We start from the raw sequence: 18,814 nt of genomic DNA, 5'->3' as shown, positions 1-18,814 counted from the left end.
TTTTTAGCTTGAGTGATAGAAATACTGGGAAGTATTTCTATCACTGTTGGAAAATTTGAGACCTTAGGCTCAAATTTTAGCCATGAGATTCGCATCGCGAAGCTGCTGGCGTCCTAGCTAAATCAGGAAATATTTTTTGTATTCTTTATATGTTATATTTACGCTTTTTCTTTCACACGATTAGCAATCAATTTAAACAAAGCTGTTGTGAAAATGGCAATCAGAATCGAATTAATCATACTAAAAATCCAACCATTAATAAAAACAACTGCCGTAGAAGCCTGATAGAAAAAGACCTCTAACGTCGGTAAAATCAAACCAAAAATAATCACATTCGCAACCACTTGAATCACATTAAAACGCAAAGCATCATGACGAGAAAAAGTACCCGCTAAAAACGACTTACGACGAATGCCCAAACCGAACACATATCCAAGCAATCCAACAGAAATCGCAATCGCAATCCATTGCTCCGTCGTTCCTAATAATAAATCAATCAAGATCGTTACTACCCCAACCACTGCAGCAAACAACGAACCGGCTAAGCCAGCCACAATCGCTAGTAAAATATAAAAGAAGTTAATATCTACTCCAGTAAAAATAGGCAATGTAATTCCTACATAGTGATAACTTAAAACTAAAATAATTAATGAAACTACATGAAGAAGACCCGTTTTTATGAATTTATTCTCTTTCATCATTTTTCTCCTCTATTTTGACTCTTCACCAATAATTTTTACTTCTGGTTCAAGCGCCACTTGGAATTGTTCAAACACCACATCTTGAACATGTTGAATAACTGCTAAATAATCCGTAGCCGTTGCATGGTCAATGTTTACAATAAAGCCTGCATGTTTTTTAGACACTTGAGCTCCACCAATTTGGAATCCTTGAAGTCCAGCATCTTGGATTAATTTCCCAGTAAAATGTCCTTCTGGACGTTTAAACACACTTCCACAAGAAGGATATTCTAATGGCTGTTTACTTTCACGTAAATGCGTTAATTCTTCCATTTTACTTTGAATTGTTTCCTTTTGCCCTGGACTTAGATTAAAGCAAACATCAATCACTAAATCTCCACTTTCTTGTAAAGCACTATGACGATATGAAAACTTTAATTCTTCATTTGTTAAACGCTTGATTTCACCTGTACGAGTCACAACATCGACATATTCAACTACTTCGCAAACTTCTCCACCATAGGCACCAGCATTCATATACATAGCTCCCCCAACGCTTCCTGGTATGCCGCATGCAAATTCTAAACCTGTTAAAGATTGTTCTAATGCGCATTTTGTCACTTCGATTAAAGACACGCCAGCTTCTGCTAAAATTTTATTTCCCATTACTTTCATAGCAGTCATTTCATTTAATAAAATAACCGCTCCTTTAATACCACCATCTCTAACGATAACATTACTAGCATTTCCTAGTACTGTAATAGGAATTTGTTTTTCTTGTAAAGCTTTAATAATTTTTGCAGTTTCATGTTTATCTCTTGGGAAAATTAAACACTCAGCTTCTCCACCTGTTTTAGTAAAAGTATATTTTTTTAATGGTTCATGGAAGCATACTTTTACTTCTGGAAATTGTTCTTTCCACCAATCTTTCATCTTTTTCTCTCCTATTATGCAATATCTTTTTAATGATACTATTCAACAGTTTCTACGTCAAATGATAAAAAGCCTTCGGATGCTTTTGCATGAGCTAATCTCTCGCAAATAAAATGACTTAATAAGCTTGACATAGGAGAAACTGGATTTTCCCCCTGAATTTGAACAGCAATAATAAAGGAATGAACAATACTTTCAAATCCTCTCTTATATAAAGTTGAATCCCATGATGAAAAATGATCTTTAATTTCTTCTCCACCTTGATAAATGATCAAATCTGTTAAATTTTGTAATGAAAAAGTACCTGTTTCAGCTTGAACTTCAATTCTTTCAAGATTCGCTCCAGATTCTGTATTCATCATGACAATGGCTGATTGTTCCTCATTTTCTAAATAAATCGTACATTGTTCAATAACGCCTCTGGTTTTCTTATAATAAAATGATCCACGTTTTGGTTTTTCATCCATTAAAAATAACGCTGTATCCAATGGATGAATAAAAACATCAAATATACGAGTTCGATTATCAAAACTTGGAATTGTACAATTTTTTTCTGTGACAATTCTCTTCTTATGAGCAACATTTTTTAACTCCACTACTTTTGGAGCAAAACGTCGATTAAATCCAGCTGTTAAAAAAGTTTGATTTTCTTTAGCTAATCGATACAATTCAAGCGTTTCTTCATAACTTGGGGCAATCGGTTTATCTAAATAAACAGGTATTCCTTTTTCTAAAAATTGCTTTGCAACTTCAACATGAGCAGCTGTTGAAACATGAATCATCACTCCATCTAGATCAAACTGTAATAATTCCTCAACACTACTACATGGAATACAACGCCCTAATAATTTTGATTCTCGTTGTAAAACTTCTACATTTCTAGTACACATATACCATTTCACATTACCAATTGAACGCATTACTGGTAAATAGGCTTTTTGTGCAATCGCACCAATCCCAACAACTCCAATATTTAACACGAGAACTCCCCCTAATCATTAAGCTTTTTTTAAATGATGTAATAATTGATGAACAATCAGTGCTGATTTTCGACCTGCTTCTACAATAAATGTATCAAAATCAACTGCTGATGTTCCTTTTTCAGGCATATCCGAGATGGCTCTAACAACAATTACTGGAGTTTGCAATGCATAACAAGCTTGCGCAATAGATGCTCCTTCCATTTCTGTTGCTAAAACATCAGGGAAATGATTTAAAATAAATAAACGTTGATCTTCACGATGAATAAAACTATCTGCTGAAACTACTAAGCCTTTAAACACAGATAACTTCAATTCAGATTGAATTTCCTCAATCACGTCATCTTCAATTACTTGCGCTTGAAAACGTGCAGGCATTCCTGGCATTTGACCATATTCATATTGAAAAGCTGTTACATCTGCATCGCTATATGCTAATTCTGTAGCAACTACAATATCTCCAATATTCATTTCTGTTCCAAATCCACCCGCTGATCCTGTATTAATAACTAGTGTCACATTAAAACGGTGAATTAATAAAGCTGCTGTTACACTAGACATTACTTTTCCAATACCAGATTGCACTAATACAATAGAAACTCCATTTAAAGTTCCTTCTAAAAATGTCCATCCTGCAATTTTTACTTCCTTTTCAATTGTCATTTCTTCAGATAGAAGACGTTTCTCCTCTTCCATCGCTGCAATAATTCCGACTTTCATGTATTACTCCTTTTCTAAAAAATAGGCCATTTGAATGACATCATAATATTGACCATTTACTTTCATTTCTTTTTCTTCAATCGCTACTACTTCAAATCCAAACTTTTTATATAAAGCAATAGCGGCAACATTTTCTTTAACGACTGCTAATTTAATTTTTTCAAGAGGTGAATAGTCTTTTGCCCATGACAATAATTCTTCCATTAAGGCACTTCCAAGACCTTGTCCCCAATATTCTTTTAAAATACTAATGCCTAATTCTCCAACATGTTGGAATTTTTCTTTAGAATTCCCACCAATTGAAGCAACTGCAATAATTTCTTGTCCTAATTTTGCAAGTAGCATCATTTGATTATCACTTTCTAAAACAGATTGAATATATAATTCTTCTTGTTGGATACTTAATTCTAATCCTTCTTCACCGAAACTTAAAAAATTTGTTTCTTTTCCAACTTTTTTTGTATACTCAATTAAAGCTTCGGCATCTTCTACAGATACTACTTCAATTTCTAATTCAACTTTCTCTTTCATTTGTCCACCAACTTTCAAATTGATTTAACCAATTTTCGTATTCTTCTCCAATTGCAGACATTGTAATCGTACGAGTCGTAAGTGAAGTTTGTTCGATAGAAATAATTAATCGATTCATAGGTAATTCTTCTTCGATAAAATTTGCCCATTCCACCATGACAACACCTTCACGATGAAAATATTCTTCTAAACCTATTTCACTTGCTCCTCCACTTTCTTCAATACGATACATATCCATATGAAATAAAGGCAAACGACCTTTAGTATACTCACGAATTAATGTATAGGTTGGACTTTTGATGACACGTGTAATGTCTAAACCTAAAGCAAAGCCTTTTGTAAAAGTAGTTTTTCCAGCTCCTAAATCTCCAGATAAAATAATCGTACTGTTAGGAAAAGCATCTTTTGCTAATAATTCGCCGATTTTCATCGTTTCTTCCTGTGATGTTGTTTGAATTGTGGTACTCATATTGTTCCTCACTTCAGTGAAAATTCCTCAAAAAAAGACAAGAGGTTTACTCTTGTCATTATACCATAATTATCTATTTTATTAGTATTGTTTTCAAATCACTTTTGTTAAAAAACGTTAGATTTACAGACTATACTACTTATACCCCACCAATATAGTAAGTGGCTATATTAACGAACCGAAAATGATTATTTATATCCCACACCATCGGTAAGTGGCTACATTTAATCTCATCATTTTATACCCCGTCTGATAAGAAACGGCTAATATCTTTAAGTTGATTAAAACATAACAATCTTTTTTTACTATTAAAGTGTTCTTTAAAAATTTTAAATCTCATTCTTTGCTAAACGAACTAATTTTTGAACTTCAAACGCACGTAGTTCACGATAATCTCCTGGTCTTAAATTTTCTAATGTTAAGAATCCAAATTCTTCTCGTTTTAATTTTTGAACAGGTAATTCTACTGCTTCAAACATTTTCTTCACTTGGTGATTCCAACCTTCGTGAATCGTTAAAGAAACAATTCCCGTATTTTTTTCCGTATCAACGGATAAAATTTTGGCAATTGCTTTAGAAGTTTTCTTGTCATCAATCCAAATACCTCTTTCTAATTGTCTCATATGGCGAGGAGTTGGAACACCTTTTACTTTAGCAATATATTTTTTCTCAACATGATGTTTTGGATGCGTCATTAAATTCGCAAACTCTCCATCATTTGTTAATAAAATTAATCCTGTTGTATCATAGTCTAATCTTCCTACTGGATAAACACGTTGAGGAACATCTTTAAAATAATCACTAATAACAGTACGTCCTCTGTCATCTGTTACACTCGATAAAACAGATTTTGGTTTATAAAACATAAAGTAAACAGGCTCTTCTTTATAAATCGGAATGCCATCTACTTCAATTTTATCCGATTGAGATACTTTATATCCCAATTCTCTCACAACTGTGCCATTTACTTTAACACGACCTTCTTCAATAAAGGCTTCGCATTTTCTACGAGATGCTATTCCGGCATGTGCCATAACCTTTTGTAATCTTTCCACGAGATACTCCTTCCTTTCTTACGAAATGGTTTCTTCCTCTTGATGCTTCTGTTCTAATTCTGCAAACAAGTCTTCATTAGTTTTAAATAATTGCTTACTTTCTTCTTGATTTAATTCTAGTAATGATTCAACATCTGGCAATTGATCCAATGTTTCTAATCCAAAATAATCCATAAAATAAGTCGTTGTACGATATAATTTTGGACGACCTGGACTATCCATTCGACCAGCTTCTTCAATTAAATCTCTTAACAATAATTTTTGAATAGCTCCACTACATTGAACTCCACGAATACTTTCTACTTCTAATCTTGTAATAGGCTGTTTATAAGCAATAATAGCCAATGTTTCAAGAGCTGCACTAGATAATTGAGAAGAAAATGGAGAAACAGCATATTTTTCAAGATAAGGTTTTAACGATGCTTTCGTCACAAATTTATATCGTTGTGCCGTTAAGATTAATTCTAAACCACTTGTTTCATCTTTTAATTGTTCCATTAATTCTTCTAATAGTTGGCGAACTGCCGTCTTATCAATACCAACGACATAACTAATTTCTTCTAGTGTTAAGCCATCATCTCCTGCTACAAATAATAAAGCTTGAGTTGCTGCTAAATAATTATTCACTAAACGCACCACCTTTATCGCAAGTTTCTAAAACAATATCTTCATAAGGCACATGTTGAACCAAACGAATTTTATGTTCCCTTACCAATTGTAACATCGCCAAAAATGTTGTCACAATAGCATGACGATGAAACGAAGGGAAACATTTATCAAATCGAATACTTTTTTGAGGATTTTCTTGAATTTTTGTTAAAATCGAATCCATCATTTCCTCTACTGTATGTGTTTCATGTTGAATATTCGCTTGTAGAGGCATTTTTTCAAGATTTCTTCTTGCAATCTTCTTTAATGCATTCCATAAATCTTGAGTCGTTACTTGTCCTTCTTGTAATGGAATAATTTCTTGAAGAGCGGATAAATCACTTGCTTCTTTCCCATAGTGCATCCCTCTTTGAACCGAAAGTTCTTCCAGCTTTTTAGCACCTTCTTGGAACTGCTTATATTCCATTAATTTTTCAACTAACTCATCCCTAGGATCTTCTTCTACCTCAACTTCATCAATTTCAACTTTTGGTTTCGGTAAAAGCATTCTTGCTTTAATTTCTAATAAAGTTGCTGCCATTAATAAATACTCGCTAGCTACTTCTAATTCCATTTCTTGCATGGAATGAATATAGGATAAATATTGATGCGTTAATTCCACCATTGGAATGTTATAAATATCAATTTTCATCTCTTTAATTAAATGTAATAACAAATCCATTGGGCCTTCAAATTCCCCAATTCGTAGCGTTAACGCATCCACTTTCTCTACTCCTATTCTAATTAATAAATTTCAATAACTTTACGAACTAAACCTTTAAATGATTCTTTTACACGTTGAGTTGTTTCTACAACTTCCTCATGGTTTAAATTTGCTTGTAATCCTGCTGCTAAGTTTGTAATACAAGAAATACCAATAACTTTAATTCCTGAATGGTTTGCAATAATTACTTCCGGAACAGTTGACATACCAACTGCATCTCCACCTAATACTTGTACCATACGAACTTCAGCGGGTGTTTCATAAGTTGGGCCAGATAAACCTGTATAAACTCCTTCTTGTAATTGCACTCCTACTTCTTTTGCTGCCTTACGAACAACTTCTTGTCCATAGACATGATAAGCATGAGACATATCAGGGAAACGAGGTCCAAAGCGATCATCATTTGCTCCAATTAATGGATTTGTACCTGTAATATTAATATGATCTGTAATTAACATTAAGTCCCCTGGTTTGAAGTTTGGATTGCTTCCTCCAGCTGAGTTTGTCACAATCATTGTTTCAACTTCTAATAATTTCATTAAACGAATTGGGAACGTAACAGTTTCCATTGGATATCCTTCATAAAAATGGAAACGTCCATCCATAATTAAAACTTTTTTACCAGATAATTCGCCATAAACTAAACGACCAGCGTGACCAACTACTGTAGATACTGGGAAGTTTGGAATATCTTTGTAATCGAAGATAACTGGATTTTCAACTTCAGTTGCTAATTCTCCTAATCCAGACCCTAAAATTAGTCCAAAATCAATATTTTGAACTCCATTACTTTGTAAAAATTCTTTTGTTTCTAATAATTGATCATATAAAGCCATGCTACTCTTTCCTCTCTCTTTTTAGATAATTTAAAAAAGAAGTGGAAATCCAATAATGGAACTCATTGAATTTCCACAATGTATTATTGTAATTCACTTAAGAAGCTTTGTCCGTTTCCTGTTGAAGATACGCCAAAGTTTTCAGAAATTGTTTCAGCAATATCTGAGAAATGTCCTTGAGTTAAGCGTGTTGGATGTTGAAGAGATTTGCTAATTGCTAACACTGGAATATACTCACGAGTATGGTCAGTTCCTGGGAATGTAGGATCATTACCATGGTCAGCAGTAATAATTAATAAGTCATCTTCATGCATATTTTCTAAAATTTCTGGAATACGTGCATCAAATTCTTCTAATGCTTTACCATATCCAACAGTATCTCTACGGTGTCCATAAGCAGCATCGAAGTCTACTAAGTTTAAGAAACTCATTCCAGTGAAATCTTTTTTCAAGATATCTACTAATTTATCGACACCATCCATATTGTTTTTCGTACGAACAAATTCAGTAATTCCTTGACCGTTGAAGATGTCATTAATTTTACCAATCGCAATGACATCAAACCCTTTTTCTTTTAAGAAATCTAATGTTGTTTGACCAAAAGGACTTAATGCATAGTCATGACGGTTTGAAGTACGTTGGAAGTTACCAGGAGTTCCCACATATGGACGAGCAATAATACGACCAATCATATATGGATCATCTTTTGTAATTTCTCTTGTATATTCACAAATACGGTATAATTCTTCTAATGGAATCACTTCTTCATGCGCTGCAATTTGTAATACTGGGTCAGCACTTGTATAAACAATTAAATCGCCTGTTTCCATTTGATGTTTTCCAAAATCATCAATAACTGCTGTTCCGCTATACGGTTTATTACATACAATATTTCTTCCAGAGAATTCTGTAATTTTATCTAATAAATCTTGAGGGAATCCATCAGGGAATACTCTAAATGGTGTTTTAATATTTAATCCCATTAATTCCCAGTGGCCTGTCATTGTATCTTTTCCTACAGAAACTTCTTCTAATTTAGTGTAGCTTCCTTTTGGATTTTCAACTGGAGGTACAGTTTTTAATGGAGCAATATTTCCTAATCCATAAGCTTGCATATTTGGAACATTTAAACCAACTCGTTCTGAAATATGTCCTAATGTATGAGAACCTGCATCATTAAATGCAGCAGCATCTGGTGCTTCTCCAATCCCAACTGAGTCCATTACAATTACGTGAATTCTTTTAAATTTCATCTGACATTCTTCTTTCTAGTATAAATTTTATTTTTTTGCACGAGGGTGCGCTTGTTGATAAATTTCCTTCATACGTTCATTTGTTAAATGCGTATAAATTTGAGTTGTACTAATATCGCTATGTCCTAATAATTCTTGCACAATTCTCAAATCAGCCCCTGCCTCTAAAATATGCGTTGCAAATGAATGGCGCAATGTATGGGGGCTTACTTCTTTATGAACGCCTGCTTCTTGAACAATTTTCTTTAAATTTTTCCAAAAACCTTGTCTTGTAAATCCATTTCCACGATGATTTAAAAACAAATATTCCACTGGATTTGATTCTTGCTCTAACACCACTCTTGCATAAGTTAAATAATGCTGAACCCAATTAGTGGCAGCTTGTCCAATAGGAATAATTCTTTGTTTATTTCCTTTACCAATCGTTTGAAGAAATCCTAATTCTAAATGTAAGTCACTTAGTTTTAAAGTAATTAACTCACTAACACGCATTCCGGTCGCATAAAGTAGTTCTAACATAGCTTTATCTCTTAATCCTAATACCGTTGAAGTATCACAGGAATTTAATACTTGTGTCACTTCCCCAACCGTTAATGCTTTTGGTAACGTCTTACTCTTTTTAGGAACTTTCAAGGGTTGTACTGGATTTGTTTCAACTAATTGTTCCTGTTGTAAAAATTTAAAAAATTTTTTTAGGCAACTAATCATTCTACTAGTAGAACTTGTCGCATAACCATCCTGTTTTAAGTCTTGTAAAAATAATACAATTAGAGAATAATCGACTTCTTTCCAATCTCGAATCTGCTGTTCTTTCAAAAATTGGTAAAATTTCATTAAATCTCTTTGATAACTCATCACTGTATTTTGAGATAATCCTTGAATTGCTAATGAATCCACAAAATAATCCAAATTACGTTGCATGAGTTTCACCTTCTCTACATTTTTGACAAATACCATGGAAAGTTAAACGATGATCTTCCACTTTAAAATGGAATCGTTCTTCAACCGTTTTTTCAACTTCACCTAATAGATTTTCATGAATTTCTTCAATATTTCCACATTTATTACATAGTAAATGATGGTGGAAACGATTGGATTCATCTCGTTTTAAATCAAAACGAGCTAATCCATCATCAAAAACAACCCGATAAGTAATATTTAAATCCGTTAAAATTTCTAAAGTACGATAAACCGTTGCTAATCCAATATCAGGATATTTCCGTTTAACGAGCATATAAATTGCTTCAGCACTGAGATGGTCATCTTCTTTTTCTAATAAAATTGCAACCGTCGCTTGCCTTTGGGGCGTTAATTTAAACCCTTCTTCCTGCAATTTCTTTTTGATGCCTTCCATTGTTAACACAGTCCTATCCCCCCTACTCTAACTCTTATTTTTCCTCTATTAATTGAATAAATCCTTCTGATTGTGTAATTTTTTTCGCTTTTAATAAAGAACCAATCGCACGTTTAAATTGTCCTTTACTAATTCCAAAAATTTCTTTAATAATCGTTGGATCCGTTTTATCCCAATATGGCAATGTATGTGTTGGACGATTTCTTAACATCGTTAAAATCATCTCTGCATCATCTCCAATTGCTTCATACGCTCTTGGTCTCATGGAAACATTTAACACACCATCTGGACGAACTCCAATGACTCGAACAGTCACTAATTCCCCAAGAGTTGGTTCATATAATCGTTCACTTGGATGTAAGAAGCATCGATAGCCTTCTTCTGTCATTAAAAACGTACCTACTAATTTTACATTGGTTACAGTTGCAGAGACATCTTTGTTTTTCAATGTATGATTGGCTCTAATGGATTTTGCTTTTAACTCTGTTCCATCTCCCATTGTTGCCCAAGTACGATTTTTCTTATCTTTTATTAAAGTTACATATAATCGATTATTTTTCTTCGGCCATAATTCTTTTAAGTTTGGTAATTCATCTAATGAAACAACCATATCTTTATCCGGTAATCCAATCGATACGAATACGCCTAAATCTTTTCTCACTTGAGTAACTGTTGCCCATCCATAAGTTTCATTGGTTACTTCTGGAATATCAAGGGTCATGATTTTCTTACGATCACTATTTTCATATACAAAGCCCCTCACGACATCTCCGATGGCTAATGTTACATCGGGATTTTTTGAAACACGATACGTTTCACCTTGTTTTTGAACAAAGTACGCTTTATCATTTTCATCCGTCACAATAGCTTGAATAATAGTAGATAAATCATTTGTCATCGCTTTCCCTCCTTTACTTATTTAGCATTCCTATTCTAACACAGAATTCATAAAAGCCAAAATAAAAATAAAAAATCGAGACGATGCCTCGATTTTTTAAACGACTCTTGTTAGAATGCAAACTCCATAATAGACTTTCTAATAGTAGTATGGGTAATATAAGCCGAAACCTCGGCTTATATTATAGGTAAATTCGAGACCCAAGGCTCGAATTTTAGCCATGAAACCGAAGGTTTGCTGGCGTCCTAATACTACTATTCCCTAGGAAGTCTAAATCATTAAATCTCTTCTCTTTCGTAAGCTTTCAAGTCTTTCAAGAAACTTGCCACAATTAGAACAATAATTAATCCTATTGGGAATGCTGCAATAATCGCAACAGATTGTAAATTATACATTGAATTTTCTGAGAAAATTAATGCAATCGGTAAAATAATAAACACTACTGCCCAGAACATACGAACACGTTTATCAGAATCATGTGTATCTTCTAATGTCTTATAAGAATAAGCAGAAATGACTAAAGTCAATGCATCAAATGTTGTCGCATAAAAAGCAACCATTGTAACAGCTAATAAAATCAAACCTAATTGACTTAAAGGCATCGTATCAAAAATTTTCAAAATGATACCTGCATAATCAGGATTATCCACTAATAATCCACTTGAAACATCTAAACCATGTTTCAATTGTTGTGCTAAACCATAGTTCCCTAAAATGATAAATGAAGTAAATGTTCCAGCAATTCCCCAAGAATAAGCCCCTAAAATAGTTTGTTTAATCGTACGTCCTTTACTAATACTTCCAATGAAGAAAGGAGTTGCCACACACCAAACCATCCAATAAGCCCAATAATAAATCGTCCATTTTTGTGGGAATGAAGTTTCACGTAATGGATCTAACCAAGTAGATAATCCAATAAAGTTTTGAGCTAAGTTCCCAATTGAACTAAAACCAGTTTCTAAAATATAAACCGTTTCTCCCCCAGCAAATAAGAAATATGCTAGTAAAGCAAAGAATAAATATGAACAATAAGTTGCTAATTTAGAGACAGCTTCCATCCCTAATAATACTGTTGAAGTGTAAACTAAAGCAATAACTAATAAAATAACAATCGTTGCACCAGTTGAATTTTCAAATCCAAAAACATGACCCATTGCTGCTGATAATAAAGGAGTTGCTAATGAGAATGTTGTTGCAGTTCCCGCAATTAAGGCAAAAATGGCAATTAAATCAATAACTTTCCCCATCCATCCGTCTACTTTATCTTTTAAAATAGGACGACAAGCTTCAGAGAATTTTTGTTTTTCAACTTTACGTACATGTAACATAAAACCAAATGCCGCAGCTAACATAATATAAAATCCCCAAGCAATTGGTCCCCAGTGGAATAATGGGAATGTGGGAGCCCATCTTTGAATGCCTCCTAATTGAGCGACATAATCTTCATTGGCATATAACGCCCATTCACATAAAGAATAGAACAAAATGTCTGCAGCCATTGTGGAAGTAAAAATCATCACTCCCCATTGGAAAGACGTATATTCAGGCTTTTCCCCTTTTCCTAAAACAATAGAACCATATTTTGAAAAAGCGACATACATACTACAACTAAAAACACCAACTCCTAAAAGCGCATAATAAATACTAAATTGATCTCCTAGCCAAGTACGAATCCCCCCTAGAATGAGTGATGATTGTTCTGGTATCACTAAAAATAATACTCCTAAAAATAATACTCCTAACAAAGGTACAATTGTCGATACCCAGTCAATTTCTTGATGTAATCTTTTTTGCATACTTACTTTCTCCCTTCAGCTAAGATACTTTTATAACTTGAATCTAGCTCTAATAATTCTTCTAAATTGTCAATTTCAACAATATCTGATTTTTCCATCGGATAAATTCCTAATTCATATTCATCTGGATAACAAAACATTGCTACATCATCCCAATAAATTTGACGATTTTGTTTCTCATCAAATTCTTGTTCTAAATGACGTGCTAAACGTTGCCCATCTTCTTTATTCCAACGAGAAATACTATATAATTGCCATCCATTTTCTCCACCAGTACGTGAACAATGAATAACTTTTTCCTGTTCATCGACAGTCATTAACCACTCATCTGTATGTCCCTGTGACCATACACAGTTATACCCTGAACGAGTAAAGTCTGTATGAAGAATCTCAGGATTATAAATTAATTGATCACTGTCTAAAATAACGACATCTTCTAAATGTTCTCTCGCAACATATAGAGAAGAAATATTATTACACGTATCATAGTAAGGATTCTCGATAATTTTTAATCCTGGATATTCTTGTTCTAATGGATAAAACTGTTCTTTTAAATATCCAACGACTACATAAATTTCATTAATACCATTTTTATGTAGCGCCTGAATGACAGTATCAATCATTCGTACTCCATTTACTTTTACAAGAGGTTTTGGAGTATGATTCGTAATAGGTCTCATTCTAGTTCCTTGACCTGCAGCCATTAAGATGGCTCTTTTAATTGTGTTTGTCATCTTTTCCCTCTTTTCACAGTTCCTTTAATAAAGATAGCACTAATTTAGAATATTCTTTTGCATAACGGTACTGACATAATGAATATTCTCCAAAATCAATTCCTAAACTTCTCTTATATTCGCACCAATTACTCCATAATAATCCTGCACTTGCAATATATGCATAAATTTTCGTACGAATTATTGGAGAAACTTCACCTTTGAAGTATAAATCGATTAAACGATCAACTTGTTCTTTTGAATATAAAGAATAAATACTAAACATCGCAATATCAACATGTGGATCTTGCATTCCCGCATATTCCCAGTCAATAATTCGAATACCATTCTTAGTAAATAAGAAATTATCTGGAACTGCATCAATATGCACAAGCGTTTCTGTTTTGTCTAATGTATCAATCCATTTTTTTAATTCAAAAATAGCTGCTTTCGTTTTTTCGTAATCTTTAAAATATGATTTTTCCCCATTCCATAAACTTTCATAAAAATCAATTTGTCCAAAAATATCAAAACGATGATCTACTGATAAGTTTAATTCATGGAATTCTCTAAGTTTCGTCATACATAACTCTACTTCATTCCAGTTTTCTGCATCACAGTTTGTTGCATCTTCTAAATAAGCTGTAATTTTGTACCCGTTATCCGGATTCATGTATAAAACATCATCACAAATTTGTCTATTTTCTAATGCTTGATAAACAGCTGCTTCTTCTTTTCGATTAATTAAATGATCCGTTCCTTCACCCGGAATACGCATAATATATTTTTGATTTTGACATTCAAATAAGAACGAACGGTTCGTCATTCCCTTTTTCAAAACAGTAATATTTTTAATTTCATCAACTTCAACATTAAAACAATTTTGAATAATTGAAATAGCATCTGTCTGCAAGTTTGCAGAATTTCCATCTAATTCTCTCAATTGTTCATACGTATTAATCTCAATCAATTGTTTTGCATTTACCACTTTAGAAGGAATGATCCATTTATTTTTCTCTTGTAAAGTACATTCCCAAAATTCATGGTCATAAGAAGGTTTCTTAGAAAATTCTTGTAATTTTTCTTGAACAATTTTTGCTTCTTGTCCAGCTAAATAACAAAGTCCCACCATTTCATTTCCTTCATCTTCTTCATCCACCGTCACTAATTCTCTTTTACGATTCACACGAACGTAACTTTCAACAGATGTTTCGTCGCTTACCATATACCATGAATAGGGTTCAAAATCACTAAACGGATTTTCTGCTGCCCAAATATCACATGGAATAATATACGTATTGTCTAATGACGATTTCACCTTGCTTAATGAATGTAAATTATTTTTAACTTGGTATTCAGAATTTACGACTAATTTTACTTGGAATTCGTCAATTAAATATTCATATCTTTCCTTCATAAAGCCAACAACTACTTGAATATCTGTAATGCCCACTTCATGAAGATGACGAATCATTCTCTCAATTAATACTTCACCTCTAACTTCCAATAATCCTTTTGGAATTTCCGTATTAATTGGAACCATTCGCATACCAAATCCTGCTGCTAAAATAATTGCTTTCTTTGGTTGATTTTCTTTTATAAACGTTTTTGCTTTTTCACTTAATTCCCCACTTGGAGATAGCCACTTTTCTTCTTGTAATTCTTTTACTACACGATTGACTAATCCTAACGAATATCCTGATTGATTTGCGATTTCTCGTTGATTCATCATAGGATTCATCCGAATTGCGTTCAGAATATCTAATTCTTGAACGTTCATGTAATCACCTCTTTACGTTTTTATGAACTGAGATTAGTTTACACCTCCTATTTCTAAATAGCAATAGTATTTTTTTAAGAATTGTTAAATATTTACAAAAAAACTTTTCAAAATAGCTTAAATATCATAGCTATTTTGAAAAGTCATCTATAAACTAACTTTTAATATATACTCCTCTTAATACATGGAAAGAACTTTTATTCGTTTCCAGCATTTACAAATTGGTACACCGATTACCTCAGATTCAATTAATTCGATAATGGATTCAAAAATAAATTCTTTATTCTTTTTAATATTATTTAGCAGAAATGAATTTTCATTTCGATAACTTAAATATTTTTGTTCTCCAATTTCAAATTCAATTCGATACCCTTTTTCTAACATATCTATAAACAAATTCAATGATTTTAATTGACGATTCATTGCATACATTGCTATCACCTATACCATTAGATTTGTGAATCATAAAGTAACACTTCATCATTCAATATTCAGACTGTCTTTCATTCCGTTCAAATAATTCTTTTTAATTAATCCCCCCGATATATTTTCACATTTATTTCGTAAATTAAGAATAAATGCTTTAATCTATACACGTCTCTATTCTCACCAAACGTGTCTAACGATGCTAGAGGGATTTGAACCCCCGACCTAACGTTTAGGAAACGTTTGCTCTATCCACCTGAGCTATAGCACCCCTCGAATGTATTCTGTCATAAAACAGATTCAAAGTCTAGTAGTACAGTTATATTTTTATCAGATTTTAATCAGATTTTTTCCGTTTTATTCTTTTTTCTTGTCTTCTCTTTTTAGCTCGATGTTCTCCAATTAAAACTAATAATAATAACAATGATCCTCCAATAATTACTGCAAAAGCAAAAGCGTTTTGAATTATATACACTTGAAGCGTTTGCTGTCTTTTCTCAGGTTCCTTTGGCAAATCTGCAAAACCACTTTCTGCGATAACTTCTACACTTGGAAATGTTTGATTTTCTTTTAGGAAATCCCCTTTTAATGGAATCGTTACTTTTTTATTTTCAACTTTCCACTCCGGAGTTTTCCCCTTTTCAAAAATCATTGTCAATGCCTGATTTGTTGTAATTTTATGACCATCAAAATCATGCTCACCTGCTGGTAAAATGGTTTCATATGAAAAATGTTCTAATACATATTTTAAAATCGCATTTCCGAATGTATGTCGAATAAATTCTCCATCTTGGTTCGACCAATTTCCTACTCCAAGAACAACTTCCACTAGTTTCATCTTATCTTTTTCATAAGTAGCAATATAATTAAATGCTCCATAACCACTTGAACCTGTCTTTAGTCCATTAACTCCTTCCATTCCATATTTAGCACCTGGAAGTGAATAATTATACGTATCAAATTTTTCTTCATATGGAGTACCTTCCATAGTTTTAACAACAGCTGAATTGGTATATTGTAATACTTGTGGATATCGATTCATTAAATCCATCGCCAATATCGCTAAATCTCGAGCAGTTGTTTGATTTGGTTTTGAAGCATCATATCCTTCCGGTTGATAGTAACCTTGGAATAGTTCCGCTACAGCTCCTGAAGCATTATTAAACTGTGTATGATTCATCCCTAATTCTTTCGCTTTTGCATTCATTTTTTCAATAAATTTTGCAGCATCATTCGTAATTGTATTTGCTAACATAAGAGTTGCAGCATTTGAAGAAGGCACAAGTGTCATTTTGATTAATTCTTCAATCGGGTATTCCACCCCTTCTACAATTTTATTATTACTAATTGCATAAATATTTGAAATAGCTTGATCCTCTTTTGTAGCAGTTACTTTCTGAGTAAGAGATAAATCTCCTTTGGCAATAGCTTCCATCACTAAATATACAGTCATTACTTTACTAATACTAGCAGGATCACGTTGTTCATCAATATGATCTTGCCATAAAATTCTACCGGTATACGCATCTACTACAATAGATGCCTTTGGTTTATCTTCTGGGTTCACTTCATAACCAGCACTTTTTGTTAATTCAATGATATCTACTGTTTCTACAGCAATTGGTTTACCAATTCCCATGAAAAACAATAAAAAAATAATTCCCAAAGCCTTCGATAAATTCCTCAAGTATCTCTCACCTTTTCTCTAATATTCTAAGATAATTATAGCATATTTCGATAAACAGTTCACATTTTATTCAAACAAAAAACTGTAAGAGTTTATTCTCTTACAGTCCACAAAAGATTTCTTATACAGATTCAATTTTTGTAATTCTTACTTTCATATCTCCACCAGGAGTTTGGATGACAACTTCGTCATTTAATTTCTTACCAAGAATTCCTTTTGCAATTGGAGAATCATTTGAAATTTTTCCTTCAATTGGATTTGCTTCTGCACTACCAACAATTGTATAAGATTCTTCTTCACCATTTGGTAACTCAATAAAAGTAATTTTACGTCCTAATGAAACGACATCTTTTTCGACATTATTATCATCAATAATTTCAGCAAAACGAATCATTTTTTCAAGAGTTGTAATTCTTCCTTCAACAAATGCTTGTTCATCTTTAGCTGATTCGTACTCTGAATTTTCAGATAAGTCGCCATAACTACGCGCAATTTTAATACGCTCAACGATTTCTTTACGTTTAACTACTTTTAATTCTTCCAATTCTGCCTCAAGTTTTGCTTTTCCTTCAAGCGTCATTGGATATAATTTCTCAGTCATTTGGCTTCTCCCTCTTTTTCATTTTTCTGTATTGACAGTGGTAAAACCATACCATTTTATGAAGAAGATTGCAAGTATTATTTCTAAAATTCTATTTTTTATGCTAAATCACTTAAAATAGAGGCAATTTTTGTTGTCATTAAATCAATGGCAACTGCATTAGATCCACCTTCAGGTATAATAATATCCGCAAATTTCTTGGTCGGTTCAATAAATTGATGATACATTGGTTTTACGACTGTAATATATTGATGAATAATCGAATCCAATGTTCTACCACGTTCAACCATATCTCGTTTAATACGTCGAATAATGCGAATATCATCATCTGTATCAACATATACTTTAATATCCATTAAGTTGCGTAATCGTTCATCTTCTAAAATTAAGATTCCTTCAATTAGAATAACATCTTTTGGTTCTTGATGAATCATTCGATCACTTCTCGTATGATTTTCATAATCGTAAACGGGTTCATCAATCGATTCGAAATTAATTAATTTATTCATATGTTCAATTAATAAATCCGTATCAAATGCAAATGGATGGTCATAATTTGTTTTTAATCGTTCTTCAAAGGGCATATCACTTTGGTCTTTATAATAGAAATCTTGGTCAATTTTTACAATGCTTAATTCTGGAAAATGATCCAAAATCTTTCTACTAACAGTAGTTTTACCACTACCAGAACCACCAGTCACTCCAATAACAATCGGCTTCTTTTTCATAA

At 32.7% G+C, this 18,814-nt stretch carries 21 protein-coding genes and 1 tRNA gene; all 22 read right to left on the bottom strand.

What is annotated here, in order from left to right; all coding sequences use genetic code 11:
• Positions 1 to 158: 158 nt before the first annotated feature.
• Complete coding sequence (locus RWM24_RS01485) at positions 159 to 698, bottom strand: ECF transporter S component (RefSeq protein ID WP_314110877.1); 540 nt, start codon at positions 696 to 698, stop codon at positions 159 to 161.
• Between the two features lie 12 nt (positions 699 to 710).
• Positions 711 to 1,613: a UDP-N-acetylmuramate dehydrogenase gene (gene murB, locus RWM24_RS01480; RefSeq protein WP_314110875.1), complete on the bottom strand. Its 903-nt coding sequence runs from the start codon at positions 1,611 to 1,613 to the stop codon at positions 711 to 713.
• 38 nt (positions 1,614 to 1,651) lie between these two features.
• On the bottom strand, positions 1,652 to 2,593 hold the full coding sequence (locus RWM24_RS01475; RefSeq protein ID WP_314110873.1) for a Gfo/Idh/MocA family oxidoreductase: 942 nt from the start codon (positions 2,591 to 2,593) through the stop codon (positions 1,652 to 1,654).
• A gap of 18 nt (positions 2,594 to 2,611) precedes the next feature.
• Positions 2,612 to 3,313, bottom strand: a complete 702-nt coding sequence (locus RWM24_RS01470; RefSeq protein ID WP_314110871.1) for a 5'-methylthioadenosine/adenosylhomocysteine nucleosidase — start codon at positions 3,311 to 3,313, stop codon at positions 2,612 to 2,614.
• 3 nt (positions 3,314 to 3,316) lie between these two features.
• Positions 3,317 to 3,844, bottom strand: coding sequence for a GNAT family protein (locus RWM24_RS01465; protein ID WP_314110869.1), 528 nt, complete (start codon positions 3,842 to 3,844; stop codon positions 3,317 to 3,319).
• Positions 3,828 to 4,313 carry a tRNA (adenosine(37)-N6)-threonylcarbamoyltransferase complex ATPase subunit type 1 TsaE gene (gene tsaE, locus RWM24_RS01460; protein ID WP_314110868.1) on the bottom strand — a complete coding sequence of 162 codons (486 nt, stop codon included), beginning with the start codon at positions 4,311 to 4,313 and terminating at the stop codon, positions 3,828 to 3,830. The genes RWM24_RS01465 and tsaE overlap by 17 nt, the downstream gene beginning before the upstream one ends.
• A gap of 329 nt (positions 4,314 to 4,642) precedes the next feature.
• On the bottom strand, positions 4,643 to 5,368 hold the full coding sequence (locus RWM24_RS01455; RefSeq protein ID WP_314110866.1) for a pseudouridine synthase: 726 nt from the start codon (positions 5,366 to 5,368) through the stop codon (positions 4,643 to 4,645).
• An 18-nt stretch (positions 5,369 to 5,386) separates the two neighbouring features.
• Positions 5,387 to 5,995, bottom strand: a complete 609-nt coding sequence (gene scpB / locus RWM24_RS01450) for an SMC-Scp complex subunit ScpB (protein WP_314110864.1) — start codon at positions 5,993 to 5,995, stop codon at positions 5,387 to 5,389.
• Positions 5,988 to 6,740: a segregation/condensation protein A gene (locus RWM24_RS01445; protein ID WP_314110862.1), complete on the bottom strand. Its 753-nt coding sequence runs from the start codon at positions 6,738 to 6,740 to the stop codon at positions 5,988 to 5,990. The genes scpB and RWM24_RS01445 overlap by 8 nt, the downstream gene beginning before the upstream one ends.
• Before the next feature lie 20 nt (positions 6,741 to 6,760).
• Positions 6,761 to 7,576, bottom strand: coding sequence for a purine-nucleoside phosphorylase (locus RWM24_RS01440; protein WP_314110861.1), 816 nt, complete (start codon positions 7,574 to 7,576; stop codon positions 6,761 to 6,763).
• 83 nt (positions 7,577 to 7,659) lie between these two features.
• Positions 7,660 to 8,829, bottom strand: coding sequence for a phosphopentomutase (gene deoB, locus RWM24_RS01435; RefSeq protein WP_314110859.1), 1,170 nt, complete (start codon positions 8,827 to 8,829; stop codon positions 7,660 to 7,662).
• A gap of 27 nt (positions 8,830 to 8,856) precedes the next feature.
• A complete protein-coding gene (gene xerD, locus RWM24_RS01430; RefSeq protein ID WP_314110857.1) occupies positions 8,857 to 9,750 on the bottom strand; it encodes a site-specific tyrosine recombinase XerD in 894 nt (297 codons plus the stop codon).
• Positions 9,740 to 10,183 (bottom strand): Fur family transcriptional regulator, encoded by a 444-nt coding sequence (locus RWM24_RS01425; protein ID WP_314110942.1) that lies wholly within the window; start codon positions 10,181 to 10,183, stop codon positions 9,740 to 9,742. Before RWM24_RS01425 ends, xerD begins: the two co-directional genes overlap by 11 nt.
• A gap of 34 nt (positions 10,184 to 10,217) precedes the next feature.
• Entirely contained in the window at positions 10,218 to 11,081 is an 864-nt protein-coding gene (locus RWM24_RS01420) for a S1-like domain-containing RNA-binding protein (protein ID WP_314110855.1), read from the bottom strand.
• 278 nt (positions 11,082 to 11,359) lie between these two features.
• Positions 11,360 to 12,877, bottom strand: a complete 1,518-nt coding sequence (locus RWM24_RS01415; protein ID WP_314110853.1) for a BCCT family transporter — start codon at positions 12,875 to 12,877, stop codon at positions 11,360 to 11,362.
• 2 nt (positions 12,878 to 12,879) lie between these two features.
• Entirely contained in the window at positions 12,880 to 13,611 is a 732-nt protein-coding gene (locus tag RWM24_RS01410) for a phosphocholine cytidylyltransferase family protein (RefSeq protein ID WP_314110852.1), read from the bottom strand.
• A 13-nt stretch (positions 13,612 to 13,624) separates the two neighbouring features.
• Complete coding sequence (locus tag RWM24_RS01405; RefSeq protein ID WP_314110850.1) at positions 13,625 to 15,370, bottom strand: phosphotransferase; 1,746 nt, start codon at positions 15,368 to 15,370, stop codon at positions 13,625 to 13,627.
• Between the two features lie 177 nt (positions 15,371 to 15,547).
• Entirely contained in the window at positions 15,548 to 15,802 is a 255-nt protein-coding gene (locus RWM24_RS01400; RefSeq protein WP_314110848.1) for a hypothetical protein, read from the bottom strand.
• A gap of 191 nt (positions 15,803 to 15,993) precedes the next feature.
• Positions 15,994 to 16,067, bottom strand: a tRNA-Arg gene (locus tag RWM24_RS01395).
• Positions 16,068 to 16,133: 66 nt separating this feature from the next.
• The gene (locus RWM24_RS01390; protein WP_314110847.1) at positions 16,134 to 17,462 is read right to left on the bottom strand and encodes a serine hydrolase; all 1,329 of its coding nucleotides are present in this window, start codon (positions 17,460 to 17,462) and stop codon (positions 16,134 to 16,136) included.
• A 142-nt stretch (positions 17,463 to 17,604) separates the two neighbouring features.
• Entirely contained in the window at positions 17,605 to 18,084 is a 480-nt protein-coding gene (gene greA / locus RWM24_RS01385; RefSeq protein WP_314076923.1) for a transcription elongation factor GreA, read from the bottom strand.
• A 98-nt stretch (positions 18,085 to 18,182) separates the two neighbouring features.
• A complete protein-coding gene (udk, locus tag RWM24_RS01380; protein ID WP_314110845.1) occupies positions 18,183 to 18,812 on the bottom strand; it encodes a uridine kinase in 630 nt (209 codons plus the stop codon).
• Positions 18,813 to 18,814: the final 2 nt, after the last annotated feature.

The organism is uncultured Granulicatella sp. (assembly GCF_963516875.1).
Taxonomy (GTDB): Bacteria; Bacillota; Bacilli; order Lactobacillales; family Aerococcaceae; genus Granulicatella.
The sequence above is the reverse complement of the archived record's forward strand: the minus strand, read 5'-3'. Positions and strand labels throughout refer to the sequence as shown.